This window comes from Streptomyces sp. NPDC002809, assembly GCF_040295435.1.
GTDB lineage: Bacteria > Actinomycetota > Actinomycetes > Streptomycetales > Streptomycetaceae > Streptomyces.
Map to the genome: position 1 here is coordinate 74,025 of NZ_JBEOVJ010000009.1, position 15,764 is coordinate 89,788.

Here is a 15,764-nt window from a genome sequence, read left to right on the forward strand (position 1 = left end):
AACGCTGGTGAACACCACAGGGCCCTTCTGCTTCAGTGACCGTCGTCGATCACTGCTGAAACCATCCTTCCCCGTGCTCGCACGGGGTCTGCGAGATCCATTCTGCCCACCGAACGCTAACCGGAACGGAATATTCCGCCGATTGTCAGATCCGACGGTACCGAGAGAAGAGGAACCCGGCCTCTTCCAGCAGTGATGCCAGGGCGAATCGTTCCGGCACAGCCACCGAAGGGCCACCCGCGATCCGCTGCGCGTCGCCGGCCGTGAGCATGGGCGCCAGGGTCAGGCACATCTCGTCCAGCACGCCCGCGGCCACGAACTGGCCGAGCAGCCGGGGCCCGCCCTCCGTCAGCAGTCGCCGGTGCCCGCGGTCGGCCAGTTCCCGCACGGCGCGGGCGGGATCCACCCGGGAGCCCTCCCCCGCGATCACCACGTCGGCGCCCGCCTTCCGGGCCGTCTCGATCCGGTCGGGCGGCGCTCCCGCACCGGTGAGCACGAGCGTCGGGACCAGCGGCGAGACGAAGAGCGGCAGCGAGAAGTCCAGGTCGAGGCTGCCGCTCACCACGGCGACGGCCGGCGCGGGCCCCTGGCCGGCCGCCGCCCGCCGCGCCGCGAAGGCCTCCCGAGCCCGGGCGGGGCGGTAACCCTCCAGCCGTACGGTCTCCGCGCCCGCGATCACCACGTCCGCCAGACCCCGCAGAGTGCCGAAGATCCGCATGTCGCTCTCGCAGGAGATCGGCTGCGAGCGGCCCTCGTGCTGGGCGGCGCCGTCGAGGGTCGACACCATGTTGGCGCGCAGCCAGGGTCCGTCGCTCTCGGGGTAGGCGTAGGCGTCGGCGAGGGAGTCCAGACTCCACTCGCCCACATCGTCGGCGGCTGTCAGGTCGGTCACAGGGAACAGGCGTCGCATGTTCCGCAGTCTGACACGCTCTAAGCTGGGGAGTTGTGTCCTCCTCCACCGCCGTGCCGGGGTCCAGCCCCATAGCCGAAACGGCCCCGCTGTCCCTGTGCGCCCTTGAGCCGCACGTCCCCGCCGACCGGCTGGTCGCCGAGATGGTGCCGCCGCCGCGCTTCGACTCGGTGCGTTTCGACACGTACGTCCCCGACCCCGACCAGCCGAGCCAGATCGAGGCCGTCAAGGTCCTCGCCGACTTCGCGACCGGGCTCGGCGGGGCGCACGCGACGGGTTCCGGAAAGCGCAAGTGGTTCGGCGGCAGGAAGGCCGCGGCGCCGAGCGGCCCGCGCGGGGTCTACCTCGACGGCGGCTACGGCGTCGGCAAGACCCACCTCCTCGCCTCCCTCTGGCACGCCACGCCCGCCGCGCCCTCGCTGAAGGCGTTCGGCACCTTCGTGGAGCTGACGAACCTGGTGGGCGCGCTGGGCTTCCAGCAGACCGTGCAGACGCTGAGCGGGCACCGGCTGCTGTGCATCGACGAGTTCGAGCTCGACGACCCGGGCGACACCGTGCTGGTCTCCTCGCTGCTGAGCCGGCTGGTCGAGGCGGGCGTCGCGCTCGCCGCGACCTCCAACACGCTGCCGGGCAAGCTCGGCGAGGGCCGGTTCGCCTCGGCCGACTTCCTGCGGGAGATCCAGGGACTGTCCTCGCACTTCCGCCCGCTGCGCATCGACGGCGAGGACTACCGCCACCGCGGACTGCCCGACGCCCCGCCGCCGTACTCCGAGGAGCAGGTCACCAGGGCCGCGTACGCGACCGAGGGTGCCAGCCTCGACGACTTCCCGGCGCTGCTCGACCATCTGGCCCGCGTCCATCCGAGCCGGTACGGCGCGCTGACGGACGGCATCCGGGCGGTGTGCCTCACCGAGGTGCGGCCGGTGCCCGACCAGTCGACCGCGCTGCGGCTCGTGGTGCTCGCGGACCGGCTGTACGACCGGGAGGTTCCGGTACTCGCCTCCGGGATGCCGTTCGACCGGCTGTTCAGCGAGGAAATGCTGAACGGCGGGTACCGGAAGAAGTACTTCCGGGCAATCTCCCGACTGACGGCGCTGGCGCGTGACGCGAAGGGGCTGGTGGCGCAGTAGGTTCGGGGACGTGACAACGGTGAGACACGACGGAGTGCCTCACCACCCCCGTACAACCGCGCATTCCGTTTGAAGGGAACCAGCATGGCTACCACGCGTCAGGCGCACACGGTCTGGGAAGGCAACCTGATCGAGGGCAAGGGTGTCGTCACCCTCGACTCCTCCGGAATCGGGGAGTACCCGGTCTCCTGGCCGTCCCGCGCGGAGAAGGCGAACGGCAAGACCAGCCCGGAGGAGCTGATCGCCGCGGCCCACTCCAGCTGCTTCTCGATGGCGCTCTCCAACGGTCTCGCCACGGCCGGCACCCCGCCGACCCGGCTGAACACCCAGGCCGAGGTCACCTTCCAGCCCGGCACAGGCATCACCGGGATCCACCTCACCGTCCAGGGCGAGGTGCCGGGTCTCGACGAGGCGGGCTTCGTCAAGGCGGCCGAGGACGCGAAGGCGAACTGCCCCGTCAGCCAGGCGCTGACGGGCACGACGATCACGCTGAGCGCCTCGCTCGCCTGATCACGCTCCACCCCACTGTCCCCGGGCCGGCGTCTGCCGCCCGGGGACAGTGCTGTCCGCACCGACGAGACCCGGCCGTGTTCACCTTCCGGCCATCTTGAATCCTCCTGCAATACACCCGCGATTCTCATCGCTTCCTCATCCGCCGTTGGTTGCGTGATCCGCGCCGGCCGGTCCGGCACGGACGACGAAGGAGGCGCGCGGTGTCGCACACCGACATGGCTCCGTCCCGGGAGCCCGCCCAGGGCCATCCCGAGGACGAGGAGGACCCCCCACCACTGCATGTCGCGAGCAGACTGCACGCGTTCAACAGATACGAGCTCAAGTACCTGGTCCCGGTGGACCTGGCCGCGGAGATCCGCGACGAACTCGCGGAGCGGATGGACCGTGACCTGAACAGTCCGGCCGGCGGCTACGGCGTGTGGAGCCTCTACTACGACTCACCGGAGCTCCGGTTCTACTGGGAGAAGATCGAGGGTCTCAAGTTCCGCCGCAAGCTGCGCATCCGGCACTACGGCGATCCTGACGGTGTCTCCGACGCGTCGCCGGTGTGCGTCGAGATCAAGCAGCGCGTCAACCGGGTCACGCAGAAGCGCCGCATCACCCTCCCGTACGGCACGGCCCGTCAGCTCTGCGACGGGCGCGAGCTGGTGGAGCACACGGCGAAGGAACGCGCCTTCATCCACGAGGTGCTCGACCTGGTCGTACGGCTGAACCTGCGGCCGACCGCGATCACCGGCTACCAGCGCGAGGCGCTGGTCGGGCGCGGCTCGGACACGGGCCTGCGCGTGACCTTCGACCGGCGCGTCCGTGGCCGCGACCGGGACTTCCACCTCGGTCAGCCGAATCCGGAGAACCGGTTCACCATCCCGCCGCACATGTCGGTGATGGAGATCAAGGTCAACGAGCGCACCCCGCACTGGATCACCGACCTGGCCGCGCGTCGCAACCTCAGCCTCGTGCGGGTCTCCAAGTACGTCCAGTCGATCGAGGCGTTCGGACTGGCGCCCCGGTCCGTCTTCCATCTCGACGAGGCGGACTTCTCCCGGCCCGCCAACCCCCTCGACACGCAGCTGCCGGCGCACGAGTCGCCGGTGAAAGCAGGAGCACAGTGAATTTCGATCTGCAGGAACTCAGCGGGACGTTCAGCGTCACCGACGTCGTCGCGGCGATGGTGCTGTCGTTCGTCCTGAGCACGGTGATCGGTTACGTCTACCGGTACACCCACCGGAACGTCTCCTACAGCCAGTCCTACGTCCAGACCCTCGTCATCGTCGGCATGATCGTGGCGCTGATCATGCTCGTCGTCGGGTCCAACCTCGCGCGGGCGTTCTCGCTGGTCGGCGCGTTGTCCGTGGTCCGGTTCCGTAACGCGGTCAAGGAGACCCGGGACGTCGGCTTCATCTTCCTGGCCATGGCGATCGGCATGGCCTGCGGCGCCCGCTTCTACACGCTGGCCGCGGTCGGCGCGGTCGTCATCTGCGTCGTGGTCGTCATCATGCACAAGTTCGACTGGTTCGCCCTGAACGTCCAGCGCCAGGTCGTCAAGGTCCAGGTCCCGGCTGGCGAGGACTACACCCCGGGCATACGTGACGTCCTGATCAAGTACACGACCGAGTTCGAGCTGGTGAGCACCGAGACGATCCGGGGCGGGGCGCTGAACGAGGTGTTCTACACGGTCCGCATGAAGAAGGGCACCGAGCCCGGTGACCTGGTCACCGCGTTGCAGGAGCGTACGTCCGGCCAGCGGGTGACGGTGCTGACCGGTTACGACACGACCGACCTGTGAGCCCCGGCGACGGCATGCCCCGGACGCGACGGCTCCGCGACCGCGTGCCCGTACGGCTGCGGCACCACTGGAAGCCGGCGGGGGCTCTGTGCGCGGGGCTCGCGGTGATGCTGTACGCGTTCGGCGACGCGCGCATCTCCCCGTACGTGACCTCCGCGTCCCGGGTCGAGGCCGACACGATCACCGAGAACGTCGGGGGAACGGTCGGGCTGTACGACACGGCGGTGCGGCACTCCATCCAACTGGAGTACAACCAGACAGACTTCGACAAGATGATGAAGGAGTTCAAGAAGGACGGGACCAAGGACTCGATCCCGGCGGACCTCACCATCGACGGGGTCTACCTGAGGGACGTCGGAATCCGGCTCAAGGGGAACTCCACCCTGAGGTCCCTTCAGGGCACCGGAGGGATGCCCGGCGGCGGCCGGGGCGGTGCGGGGGGCGGCGGGATGCCCGAAGGCGGATTCCCCAGCGGTATGCCGGAGGGCGGAATGCCCGAGGGCGGATTCCCCGGCGGCACGACCGAGGGCGGATTCCCCGGCGGCCAGGGCGGCGAGCAGGGCGGCAGCGCCCCCGCGCCGGAGGGCAGCGGCGCCCCCGGCCGGCAGGGCGCGGGACAGACGGCCGGCTCCGAAGGGCAGGCGGCAGGCGGCGGAACGGCCGGTGCGGGGCAGGCCGAGGGCGCGGGACAGACGGGCGGCGGCCGGGCCGGCGGCGGGATGACGCAGTACAACCTCTCCGCGGACAAGCCCGAAGAGCTCCCCTGGCTCATCAAGATCGACGAGTACGTCGAGGGCCGTGCCTATCAGGGCGAGCGGGAGATCTCCCTGCGTCCGGGCGCCAACGCCCAGGTGCCCGTCAACGAGGCGCTGGCGCTCTCGCTGATCGACGGGACCGGGGAGCCGGCCGAGCGGTACGGCTTCTCGACCCTGAAGGTCAACAACCGGCCGACGGCCGTGCGCCTGATGGTCGAGAACCCCGACACCGACTACGCCGAGGCGGTCGAGGGCGAGTCCGTGGTGTACAAGGCCAGGGCGGGCGGCACCTTCGCCTACCAGGGGGACGATCCCTCGAAGTACGAGACGTCCTTCCGCCAGCTCAACAAGGTCGGCAGCCAGGACCTCGAACCCGTGATGAAGCTGACCAAGTGGGTGGAGAACTCCTCGGACAAGGAGTTCGCCGCCGACCTCGACAAGTACGTCGACGTCGACTCGTTCGCCCATTACGTCGCGACGCAGAACCTGCTGATGAACTTCGACGACATGGCCGGCCCGGGAAAGAACTACCTCCTCGGGTACGACCTGAACACCAAGAAGTTCTCGGTCCTCGGCTGGGACTACAACCTCACCTTCAGCGGGGACGCGACCGCCGGGCCGGACGACGAGATGAGCATGGGCGGCGGCCGGCCGGGCGGCCGGGCCGGGCAACAAGGCGGAGCGCAGGACGGACAGGCCGGGGAAGCGCCCCAGGGAATGCCTGACATGCCCGGCACGGCGAACGGCCCCGGTGCGGCCGGCGGCGACGAGGACCCCGCCGCGGGCCGCGGAGGCCAGGGTGGCGGCGGGATGTCCGGGCACGCGCTCAAGGAGCGCTTCCTCGGGCTCGACGCCTTCGACGCGGTCTACAAGAAGGCGTACCAGGACCTGTACGAGAAGTTCTTCGCCTCCGGCAAGGCCACGAAGACGCTCAAGGACCTTGCGGAGCAGGCCGAACGGGCCGGCGTGCCCGTGAAGGACGTCGACACCGTGGTGGGCACACTGCGCACCACGGTCACCGAGCGCACCGCGGCTCTGGCGAAGAGCAAGGAGGCGACCGGCTGACCGGTTGGCGCGCCCGGGAGCGGAGGGCTGACCTTCCGTGCCCGGGCGCGCCACCGCCGTGCGGGGGGGTGTCGTTCCTGTGAATCCACACATGTTCGGCCACTACCATCACCGCGCACCGCACAGCGCCGCCCCGCCCGGCGTGCGTTCCGTCCGTACCGCACGAGGTGATCCGTCCGATGGGCGCGCAGTCAGCCCGGCACACCGTCCTGGTCGTCGAGGACGATCCGAGCATCCGCACCCTGCTCACCTCGGCCCTGACCGCGGCCGGGTACAGCGTCGCCTCGGCGTCGGACGGCCGGGAGGCCGTCGTCGAGACGGGCCGCCGCCGACCGGACCTGATCGTGCTGGACGTGACGCTTCCGGACACCGACGGGTTCGCCGTGACGCGCGAACTCCGCTCCCGGGGCGACTACACGCCGGTGCTCTTCCTCACCGCCCGCACCGACATCGAGGACCGCATCATCGGCCTCAGCTCCGGCGGGGACGACTACGTCACCAAGCCCTTCCACATCCAGGAGATCCTGCTGCGCATCCGCGCCATCCTGCGCCGCACCGGCGGTTCCGCGCGGCCGCCGGCCGAGCTCCCCCCGCTGCGGTACGCGGACCTGCGGGTCGACCGCGACCGGCACACCGTGCACCGCGCCGGACAGCCCGTGCAGCTGTCCCCGACCGAGTTCCGGCTCCTGGTGTGCCTGGTGTCCCGTCCGGAGAAGGTGCTGGAGAAGCAGGAGATCCTCCAGGAGGTGTGGCAGTACGGCTTCGCCGGGGACACCCGCATCGTCGACACGTACATCAAGAACCTGCGCCGCAAGACCGATCACACCGGCCCGCCGCTGATCCACACCGTGCGCGGTGTGGGCTACTGCCTGCGGCTGCCCCGCGAGGACGGACTGTGACCCTCCGGCTGCGGCCCCGTTCGATGCGTACCCGCCTGGTGCTGATCTCCACGGTGCTGGCCACGGTCGCCGTGCTGGCCTCCCAGGCCGCCGGGCTGGCGGTCATGCGCTCATGGCTCACCGGCCAGATCGACCACCGTCTCACCCGTTTCGGCCCGCCTCCCCGTTCGCTCACCGACCCGGCCCGCGGCAGTGCGCCTCAGGGACCGGAACGGTTCGCCCCCGAGGACGCCCTGCCCTCCGACTACCGGGTCTACTTCTACGGGGCCGACGGACGGCTCCGGCCGGATTCGCTGGGCAACGGCAGCAGCAGCCCGCTGCTTCCCGCTGCCGCGTCCGCCCTCACGCTGAGGGACGGGCGGCCCACCACCGTGCCCGCCGGCCGCGGCACGTCGGACTGGCGGGTGATCGCCCGGACGGGCCCCGACGGACTGCGTGTCGTCGTCGCACTCCCCCTGGACACCGTCGAGGGCGCCACGTCCAAACTGCTGTGGGTCGGCATCGGCATCGGTGCCGCCGCCGCCGTGGGTGTCGGGCTGCTGGGAAGCGCGGCCGTACGCCTGGGGCTGCGCCCCCTGGACCGGATGGAACGCACGGCACTGCGCATCACCGGTGGTGAAGCCGACCTGAGCGTCACCGACACCGATCCGCGTACGGAGACCGGGAGGCTCGGTATCGCCTTCAACACGATGCTCGACCAGGTGCGGGCGGCGCTGCACCGCAAGGACGCCTCCGAGCAACGGCTGCGCCGCTTCATGGCCGACGCCGGCCATGAACTGCGTACACCGCTCACCTCCATCCAGGGGTTCGCCGAACTGCTCGTCGCGCATCCCCGCACCCCGGCGGCGCGCCGACGAGAGGCTCACGAGCTGATCGCCCGGAACGCGGAGCGCATGAGCCGTCTCGTCGACGATCTCTTCCTGCTGGCCAAGCTGGGTTACGCGCCCGAGGCGCACCGGGAGACCGTGGACCTGCTCTCCCTGGCGGCCGACGGCGTCGCCGCGGCAGTCGTCGCGCACCCGGGGCGGGATGTACGGCTGGCACCGCTGGCCGGCGGGGGCCCGGACGGTTCCCGCTCACAGGACTCACTCGACGTGGTCGAGACGCTCGGTGACCCTCATCAGCTCGCCCAGGTGGTCGCCAACCTGCTGGCCAACGCCTGTGTCCACACACCGCCCGGCGCGCGCGTGGAGGTGCGGGTCGGCTCGGTACGCACCGGCCCGGCCACCGGGGGGACCGACCGGGCGGGCCGCAGCAGCGCCACGGGACCGCTGCCCCCGGGCGTTCCTGCGTGCGTGGTCGAGATCGCCGACGACGGACCGGGGCTGACCCCCGAGGCCGCCCAGCAGGTGTTCGAACGCTTCTACCGCGGGCCCGCGACGGTGCCGGGTGGCCCCGAGCCGCGTTCGGGCCTCGGTCTGTCCATCGCCTCCACCATCGCCGAGGCGCACCACGGGCGGCTCGAACTCGACACCCGGCCGGGCTCCGGATCCGTGTTCCGGCTGCTGCTGCCCCGGAGCGTCGGAACGGAACCGGCCGGTCCAGCATGAAAACGTTCACCGAAGGCCTCGAACGGGCAGGCCTGCTTTTGACGATGCCATGTCACCTGTCCGCCAACAGGGAGTTGCCTCATGTCAACCGCACCCCGCCGTCTCGCGACACGACGACAAGTCCTGGCCACGAGCGGCGCCGCCGCCGCGATCGCCTTCACCGGCGCCTTCACCGAACTCTTCGCAGGGACCTCCGCCGCCCGCGGCCACGCGGGCTACGGCCCACTGATGCCCGATCCGGACGGACTCCTCGATCTCCCGAAGGGCTTCCGCTACCGGGTGCTGTCCCGGGAGGGCGACCCGCTCCGCTCCGGCGAGGGCCCGGTCCCCAGCCACTGCGACGGCATGGCCGCCTTCGCCGGCCGGCGCGGACACGTCCGGCTGGTGCGCAACCATGAGAACCGGGTCGACGCGGCGATCTCCGTGCCGACCGTCGAGGGGCTCACGTACGACCCGATGGGCAGGGGCGGCTGCACGGCCCTGGAGCTCGACGGCCGCAACAACGTCCTCGGGGAACGCGTCGCCATCGCCGGCACCGCGGTGAACTGCGCCGGTGGGCGCACCCCTTGGGACACCTGGCTGACCTGCGAGGAGACCGAGGACAAGGCCGGCACCAACGGCTACACCAAGGACCACGGCTTCATCTTCGAGGTGGACGGCGCCGATCCGCGCCGCACCGGCGCCGTGCCGCTGACCGCGATGGGCCGCTTCCAGCACGAGGCCGTCGCGATCGATCCGCGCAACGGCGTCGTGTACGAGACCGAGGACGCGTTCGACAAGCCGTTCGGGCTCTTCTACCGCTTCCTGCCGGAGAAGCCGCTCGGCGGCACGGGCTCGCTCCGGGCCGGCGGCCGGCTGGAGGCCATGCGGGTGCCGGGCACCCCCGACCTCTCCGCCGTCCAGGAGACCGGGACGGTCTTCGAGGGCATCGAGTGGGTCCCCGTACCGGATCCACTGGCTGCCGAGACGCCCATCCGCTTCCAGGACTTCGGGCCGAAGGGCATCACCCACGGCCAGAAGCTGGAGGGCTGCTACTGGGGCGGCTCCTCGGTCTACTTCGTCTCCAGCTTCGCGCACAGCGCGGAGGGCTCGGCCGCCGACCACTTCGGGCAGGTGTGGCGGTACGAGCCGACACGGCGCCGGCTGACGCTGGTCGTCGTCTTCGGCCCGGACACGGACATCCAGCTGCCCGGCGAGTCCCCGGACAACATCTGTCTGGCCTCCGACGGGGGGCTGATGGTGTGCGAGGACGGCGGCGGGGCCCAGCACGTGTTCGGTCTGACACGCCGCGGCGAGGTGTACGCGATGGCCCGCGGCCGGCAGAACATCGGCACGGCCGAGGAGCCGGAGTGGGGCGAGTTCGCCGGGGTCACGTTCGCACCGGACCAGGAGACGATGTTCGTCAACTGCTACACGCCGGGGACGACGTTCGCGGTGACGGGGCCGTGGCGCTGACCGGCTGACCGAGGAGGCGGGGGCGGCACCGGCCCGCCCACGCCTCCGCCCCCGCGGTTCCTACCAGTTGGTGAACGCCCCGTCCGCCGTGCGCAGATGGGGTCGCTCGGCGGCGGTGGCCTGGTACTTGCGGGCCTCGTCGCGGTCGATGTCGACCCCGATCCCGGGCAGTTCGCTGAGCTCGATCCGGCCCGGAACGACCACCGGACGGTGGGTGAAGAGCGCGGCGATGGCCGGCTCCGGGTCGGTCTGGTGCTCCTGGATCGCCACGTTCGGGCAGGCCAGGTTGAGTTGGAGCGAGGAGGCCGCGGTGACCGGGCCGAGCGGATTGTGGGTGGCGAGCTTGATGTGGTGGGCCTCCGCCATGGCGGCGATCTTCTTCGCCTCGGTCAGACCGGCGGCGACGCCCACGTCGACCCGGGCGTAGTCGATGAGTTCGTCCTCGATCAGGGACCTGAACTCCCATTTGGAGCCGAACTGCTCCCCCGCGGCCAGCGGGACGCCGGTGCGCGCGCGGAGCATGCGGTAGCTGTCGGGGTTCTCGCAGCGCAGCGGGTCCTCGACGAAGTACGGACGGGCCGCCTCGATCTCCCGGCACAGGGTCAGCGCCTCGGGCAGATCGAGCCGTGTGTGCACGTCCAGGATGAGCTCCACCTCGTGGCCCACCGTGTCCCGTACCTGGTGGAAGAGCTCAACGGTGTCGCGCAGGCAGCGACGGGCGTCGAGCACGTCGTCGGCGTCGTGCGGTGCGGCGAAGCGCAGATGGCGCCAGCCGGCCCCGACGAGGTCGCGGCAGCGGCCGAGGAACCACTCACGGTCGTGGTAGCCGTCGCCCACGTGCACGTAGGCGGGTACGTGGTCGCGCACCCGGCCGCCGAGGAGCTCGTGCACCGGCACACCGAGCGCCTTGCCGCGGATGTCCCACAGCGCCACGTCCACCGCGGCGATGGCGGCGCCCAGTATCCGGTCGGCGGGGAAGAAGCCTCGGCGGAACATCACCTGCCACAGGTGCTCGATGCGCCGAGGATCCTCACCGGTGATCAGCTCGGCCAGATGCTCGAGCCCCCCGGCGACCGCCTTCTGACGGGACCTGATGCCGACCTCGCCCAGGCCGTGGATGCCCTCGTCGGTGTCGACCACCACGAGCATCATGCTGTCGCCGTGGTCGGGCAGAGTCAGCACTTCCAGGCCGGTGATCTTCATGCCACTCCTCTATGAAAACGTTCCCGCAATTTCAGCATCATTGATGAGAACGCATCATCCTCACCAGGAACCGCCCTGCACAAGTCCCTTGCAGACAGGAGATTTTCCTTGCGGAAACACCCTTGACACGTCCGGGAACGTTCGCAAGGATCCACCGCATCCAGCAGGAATCAGCGAGGAGGCCGTCCGTGGCAGTCACAATCCGGGAGGTGGCGAGCGCCGCGGGCGTCTCGGTGTCGACGGTGTCCCGTGCGTTCACCGCACCCGACCAGGTCCAGCCGAGGACCCGGCAGCGCATCCTGGACGCCGCTGCCAAGCTGGGCTACTCCCCGAACCCCGCGGCACGCAGCCTGCGGGGAGGCGGCACCGGGACGCTCGGGCTGATCGTCCCCGACATCGCGAACCCGTTCTTCCCGCCCATCGTCAAGGCGATGCAGGCACGGGCCCGGCGGCTGGGGTACACGGTCCTGGTCGCCGACAGCGACGAGCGCGAGGCCGACGAGCTGGAGGCGATCGCGGCGGTTTCCAAGCGGGTCGACGGCCTGGTGCTGTGGGCCTCCACGCTCACCGAGGACCGGCTGCGGGAACTGTCGGACCGGATGCCGGTGGTGGTGGTGAACCGGCATGTGCCGGGCATCCCCGAGGTACGGATCGACCTGTCGGCCGGAATCGCGCAGACCGTCGAGCATCTGCGCGCCTACGGCCACCGCCGCTGTGTGTTCATCAACGCCTCGCGCGCCGAGCTCAGCCGCGGCGAGTCCATCCAGGAGTCCTTCGAGGCCCTGGACCTCTCACTCGTGGAACTCGGGCCGTACGAACCGCGGTTCGAGACCGGAGTGCACGCGGCCACGCTCGTCGGGGCGCACGGCGCCACGGCGGTGATCGCCCACAACGACCTGGTCGCCCTCGGCGTGCTGCACCAGTTGTCGAACCTGGGCATCAGCGTCCCGGGAGACGTCAGCGTCGTCGGCATCGACGACACCCTGCTGGCCTCCGTCTCCACGCCGGGCCTGACCACCATCAGGATCGACCCCGAGGAGATCGCCACCCGGGCCGGCGACCTGCTCATCGAGACGATCGCCGGCCGCACGGGCGACGGCGACGCGCCCTGCGTGGAGATCGGCTCCCGCCTGGTCCCGCGCGCCTCAACCGGCCCCGCGCCCACCCACTGAACATCCCCGGCCGCCGAGACCTCTGAGCTCTCCCGAGCCCTCTCCCTGCCCTCCCCTGCCCTTCTTGGAGAAGAAATGTCCAGAACCTCCCGACGTGCGGCCATACTCGGCTGCATAGCCGTGGCCGTGACCCTCACCGGCTGTTCCTCCGTCACCCCGGGCAAGGCGGGCTCGGGCGGCGATCTCGTCCTGCGGGTCCAGGGCATGCCCCCGGCCACCGACAAGCCGGCCCTGGCACTGTTCAAGCAGCAGGTCACCGACTTCGAGAAGGCCAACCCGGGGATCCGGGTCAAGGGCTCCACCACCGTCTTCGACCCGCTGACCTTCTCGGCCAAGCTGTCGGGCGGCAACGTCGAGGACGTCATCAAGGTGCCGCTGACCGAGCCCCAGCGGCTCATCCAGCAGAAGCAGGTCCAGCCGATCACCGGGCAGCTCCAGGAGTGGGACCACTTCAAGGAGTTCAACCCGCAGGTGCTCAAGCCCGTCAGCGACAGCTCCGGCGACGTCTTCGGCGTGCCGCAGAATCCGTACGCCCAGGGCCTGGTCTACAACAGGGCCCTGTTCGAGAAGGCCGGTCTCGACCCCGACAAGCCGCCGACGACGTGGGAGGAGGTCCGGGCGGCCGCGAAGACGATCAGCGAGAAGACCGGCAAGGCGGGCTTCGTCCACGAGTCGAAGGACAACCAGGGCGGCTGGCAGCTGACGATGCTGTCGTACGCGTTCGGCGGCGAGCTGCAGACACGGAAGGGCGGCACGTACACCGCCACCCTCACCGGTCCGGAGACGAAGAAGGCGCTCAACCTGCTGAAGGACATGCGCTGGAAGGACGACTCGCTGGGCCGCAACCTCCTCAACAACCAGAACGACGTCGTCAAGCAGTTCGCGGCGGGGCAGGTCGGGATGTTCATGGGCAGCCCGGGCACCTACCGGCTCGCCAAGATGCAGTTCGGCATGGAGGACACCGATGCCTTCGGTGTCGGCGCCATGCCCCAGTCCGGCGGCAACGCCACGCTGACCGGCGGCGACATCTACATGGTCCCGAAGTCGGCCGACCCCAAGCACGCGGCGGCCGCGGTCAAGTGGCTGACCTTCGCGTACGCGCAGCCGCAGTACAGCACCGAGATCGCGGCGCAGCAGGCCAAGGCGCTGTCGGCCGACCCCAAGTCCGCGGTGGGCGTTCCGACCCTCCCGGTGTTCGACGCCGAGCGGCAGAAGAGGATCAACGCGGCCATCGAGCCGTACGTCAACGTGAAGCCGGAGAACTTCCGGCCGTACACCGAGGGCCTGTCCGGGCTCGATCTCAAGCCCGAGCCGCCGTACCAGGCGCAGCAGCTCTACACGGCGCTCGACTCGGTCGTCCAGTCGGTGCTGACCAAGCGGGACGCCGATGTGGACGCCCTGCTGGCCGCCGCCGAGAAGGACGTCAACACCAAGCTCTCCGCCGGCCAGAAGTAGACCGCCATGAGCCTGCTCACCCCCTCCCGGCGCCCCGCCACCGTGCTCAAGGAGCCGCCCGCGGCGTCCGCCGGCCGGTCCGGTCCACGCACCGGGGCCCTGCGCAACCAGGTCACCGCGTGGCTGTTCCTGGTCCCGACGCTGCTGATCTTCGGTCTCTTCGCCTGGTGGCCGATCGTCCGCAGCCTGCTGATCAGCTTCCAGCGGACCAATCTCGTCGATCCTGCCGTCTGGGTGGGACTCGACAACTTCCGGGCGGTCTTCGACGATCCGCTGCTGGGCACCGCCGTCCAGAACACGCTGCTCTTCGTCGGCCTCGGCATCCTGATCGGCTTCCCCGCACCCCTGGTACTGGCCGCCATCATGTCCACGGTCCGGCGCGGTGGCGGGGTGTACCGCTTCCTCGTCTATCTGCCCGTGGTCATCCCGCCGGTGGTCGCCATCCTGCTGTGGAAGTGGTTCTACGACCCGGGCAGCGGACTCTTCAACAGCGCCCTCGGCAAGGTGGGACTCGGCCCGTACCCCTGGCTGGAGTCCTCCGACAGCGCGATGCTGTCGCTCGTCCTGGAGGCGACCTGGGCGGGCATGGGCGGCGCCGTCCTGATCTATCTCGCGGCCATGGTCGGCATCCCGGGCGAACTCTACGAGGCGGCCGAGGTCGACGGAGCCGGGATCTGGCGCCGGCTCTGGCACATCATGCTTCCGCAGCTGAGGCCGGTCATCGGGCTGCTGCTGCTCGTGCAGCTGATCAACACGGTGCAGGTCTTCACCGAGCCGTACGTCTTCACCGGCGGCGGCCCGGAGAACTCCACCCTCACCGTGCTGCTGCTGATCTTCCGGTACGCCTTCCAGGACGGCGCGTACGGCCAGGCGGCCGCGCTCTCCTTCCTGATGGTGCTCACCCTCGCCCTGCTCTCCGCGGTCTATCTGCGGGCCACCCGCAGCTGGAGCAAGACATGACCTCCCTCACCACCTTCGTCTCGACCAACGACCGGCAGCGGCCCGCCGTCCGGGCGGCCGTGCGGTCCGTGCAGGGCCTCACACTGATCCTGCTGCTGCTCATCGGCATCGGGCCGCTCTACTGGATGGTCAAGGGCGCGGTGTCGCCGCCGACCGAGCTCACGACACAGCCGCTCGCCCTCTGGCCGGACCGGCCGGTGCCGGGCAACTTCTCCACCGCGTACACCGACCTGGGTGTCGGCCACTATCTGATGAACACCTTCCTGGTGGTCGGCGGTTCGTGGCTGGTCCAGCTCTTCGTCTCGGCCACCGCGGGCTTCGCGCTCTCCGTGCTCAAGCCCCGGTTCGGCAAGGTCGTCTACGGGGCGATCCTCGCGACGATGTTCGTGCCGTACACCGTGAACATGGTCAGCCTCTTCATGACCGTGATCGACGTGCCGTTCCTCCATCTCAACCTCGGTGACACCTACTGGGCGATCTGGCTCCCCGCAGGCACGAACGCCTTCACCGTGCTGCTCGCCAAGCAGTTCTTCGACGCGCTGCCCAGGGAACTCTTCGACGCCGCGCGGGTCGACGGCGTCAGTACCCGCCAGCTGCTGACGAAGATCGTCCTGCCGATGAGCCGGCCGGTGATCGCCGTGATCAGCCTGCTGGCGGTCATGCACAGCTGGAAGGACTTCATCTGGCCGCTGGTCGCGATCACCGACCCGGAGAAGCAGCCGATCAGCGTCGCGCTCGCCCAGCTCGCCACCCAGGCCCCGCAGGACCAGCTCATCGCCGCGATGGTGCTGGCCGTCGCGCCGCCCGTGCTCGTCTTCGCCGTCTGCCAGAAGTACATCGTCGCCGGACTCGGCTTCACCGGCGTCAAGGGCTGACCTCCGCCCTGCCCCCCGCACCTTCCTCTTCGGGAC

14 protein-coding genes are annotated in these 15,764 nt (G+C 70.1%); 12 read left to right on the forward strand and 2 right to left on the reverse strand.

All coding sequences use genetic code 11. From position 1 onward, the window contains the following. Window positions 1-145 precede the first annotated feature (145 nt). Complete coding sequence (locus ABT025_RS08510) at window positions 146-910, reverse strand: pyrimidine reductase family protein (protein ID WP_350991320.1); 765 nt, start codon at window positions 908-910, stop codon at window positions 146-148. A gap of 35 nt (window positions 911-945) precedes the next feature. On the opposite strand from ABT025_RS08510, the gene zapE reads away from it, so the two are divergent. From zapE to ABT025_RS08550, 8 genes are all read left to right on the forward strand, one after another. Next, the gene (zapE, locus tag ABT025_RS08515; RefSeq protein WP_350991322.1) at window positions 946-2,040 is read left to right on the forward strand and encodes a cell division protein ZapE; all 1,095 of its coding nucleotides are present in this window, start codon (window positions 946-948) and stop codon (window positions 2,038-2,040) included. An 84-nt stretch (window positions 2,041-2,124) separates the two neighbouring features. Further along, window positions 2,125-2,550: an OsmC family protein gene (locus tag ABT025_RS08520; protein ID WP_148021515.1), complete on the forward strand. Its 426-nt coding sequence runs from the start codon at window positions 2,125-2,127 to the stop codon at window positions 2,548-2,550. A 218-nt stretch (window positions 2,551-2,768) separates the two neighbouring features. Further along, window positions 2,769-3,665, forward strand: a complete 897-nt coding sequence (locus ABT025_RS08525; RefSeq protein WP_350991459.1) for a polyphosphate polymerase domain-containing protein — start codon at window positions 2,769-2,771, stop codon at window positions 3,663-3,665. Then, window positions 3,662-4,339, forward strand: a complete 678-nt coding sequence (locus ABT025_RS08530) for a DUF4956 domain-containing protein (protein WP_147969506.1) — start codon at window positions 3,662-3,664, stop codon at window positions 4,337-4,339. Before ABT025_RS08525 ends, ABT025_RS08530 begins: the two co-directional genes overlap by 4 nt. A gap of 14 nt (window positions 4,340-4,353) precedes the next feature. After that, the gene (locus ABT025_RS08535) at window positions 4,354-6,159 is read left to right on the forward strand and encodes a CotH kinase family protein (RefSeq protein WP_350991461.1); all 1,806 of its coding nucleotides are present in this window, start codon (window positions 4,354-4,356) and stop codon (window positions 6,157-6,159) included. Window positions 6,160-6,338: 179 nt separating this feature from the next. Then, on the forward strand, window positions 6,339-7,058 hold the full coding sequence (locus ABT025_RS08540; RefSeq protein WP_350991325.1) for a response regulator transcription factor: 720 nt from the start codon (window positions 6,339-6,341) through the stop codon (window positions 7,056-7,058). Between the two features lie 23 nt (window positions 7,059-7,081). Beyond that, a complete protein-coding gene (locus ABT025_RS08545; RefSeq protein WP_350991463.1) occupies window positions 7,082-8,608 on the forward strand; it encodes a sensor histidine kinase in 1,527 nt (508 codons plus the stop codon). A gap of 81 nt (window positions 8,609-8,689) precedes the next feature. Continuing rightward, window positions 8,690-10,063 carry an alkaline phosphatase PhoX gene (locus ABT025_RS08550; RefSeq protein ID WP_350991327.1) on the forward strand — a complete coding sequence of 458 codons (1,374 nt, stop codon included), beginning with the start codon at window positions 8,690-8,692 and terminating at the stop codon, window positions 10,061-10,063. Between the two features lie 60 nt (window positions 10,064-10,123). Here the strand turns inward: ABT025_RS08550 and ABT025_RS08555 are convergent, their stop codons facing one another. Beyond that, window positions 10,124-11,266: a mandelate racemase/muconate lactonizing enzyme family protein gene (locus tag ABT025_RS08555; protein ID WP_350991329.1), complete on the reverse strand. Its 1,143-nt coding sequence runs from the start codon at window positions 11,264-11,266 to the stop codon at window positions 10,124-10,126. Window positions 11,267-11,454: 188 nt separating this feature from the next. On the opposite strand from ABT025_RS08555, the gene ABT025_RS08560 reads away from it, so the two are divergent. The 4 genes from ABT025_RS08560 to ABT025_RS08575 all read left to right on the forward strand — a co-directional run bounded on the left by ABT025_RS08560 (window position 11,455) and on the right by ABT025_RS08575 (window position 15,728). Then, window positions 11,455-12,438 carry a LacI family DNA-binding transcriptional regulator gene (locus ABT025_RS08560; RefSeq protein WP_350991331.1) on the forward strand — a complete coding sequence of 328 codons (984 nt, stop codon included), beginning with the start codon at window positions 11,455-11,457 and terminating at the stop codon, window positions 12,436-12,438. Window positions 12,439-12,513: 75 nt separating this feature from the next. Continuing rightward, window positions 12,514-13,893 (forward strand): ABC transporter substrate-binding protein, encoded by a 1,380-nt coding sequence (locus ABT025_RS08565; protein ID WP_350991333.1) that lies wholly within the window; start codon window positions 12,514-12,516, stop codon window positions 13,891-13,893. A gap of 6 nt (window positions 13,894-13,899) precedes the next feature. Beyond that, window positions 13,900-14,853 carry a carbohydrate ABC transporter permease gene (locus tag ABT025_RS08570; RefSeq protein WP_350991335.1) on the forward strand — a complete coding sequence of 318 codons (954 nt, stop codon included), beginning with the start codon at window positions 13,900-13,902 and terminating at the stop codon, window positions 14,851-14,853. Further along, entirely contained in the window at window positions 14,850-15,728 is an 879-nt protein-coding gene (locus tag ABT025_RS08575; protein WP_350991337.1) for a carbohydrate ABC transporter permease, read from the forward strand. Before ABT025_RS08570 ends, ABT025_RS08575 begins: the two co-directional genes overlap by 4 nt. Window positions 15,729-15,764: the final 36 nt, after the last annotated feature.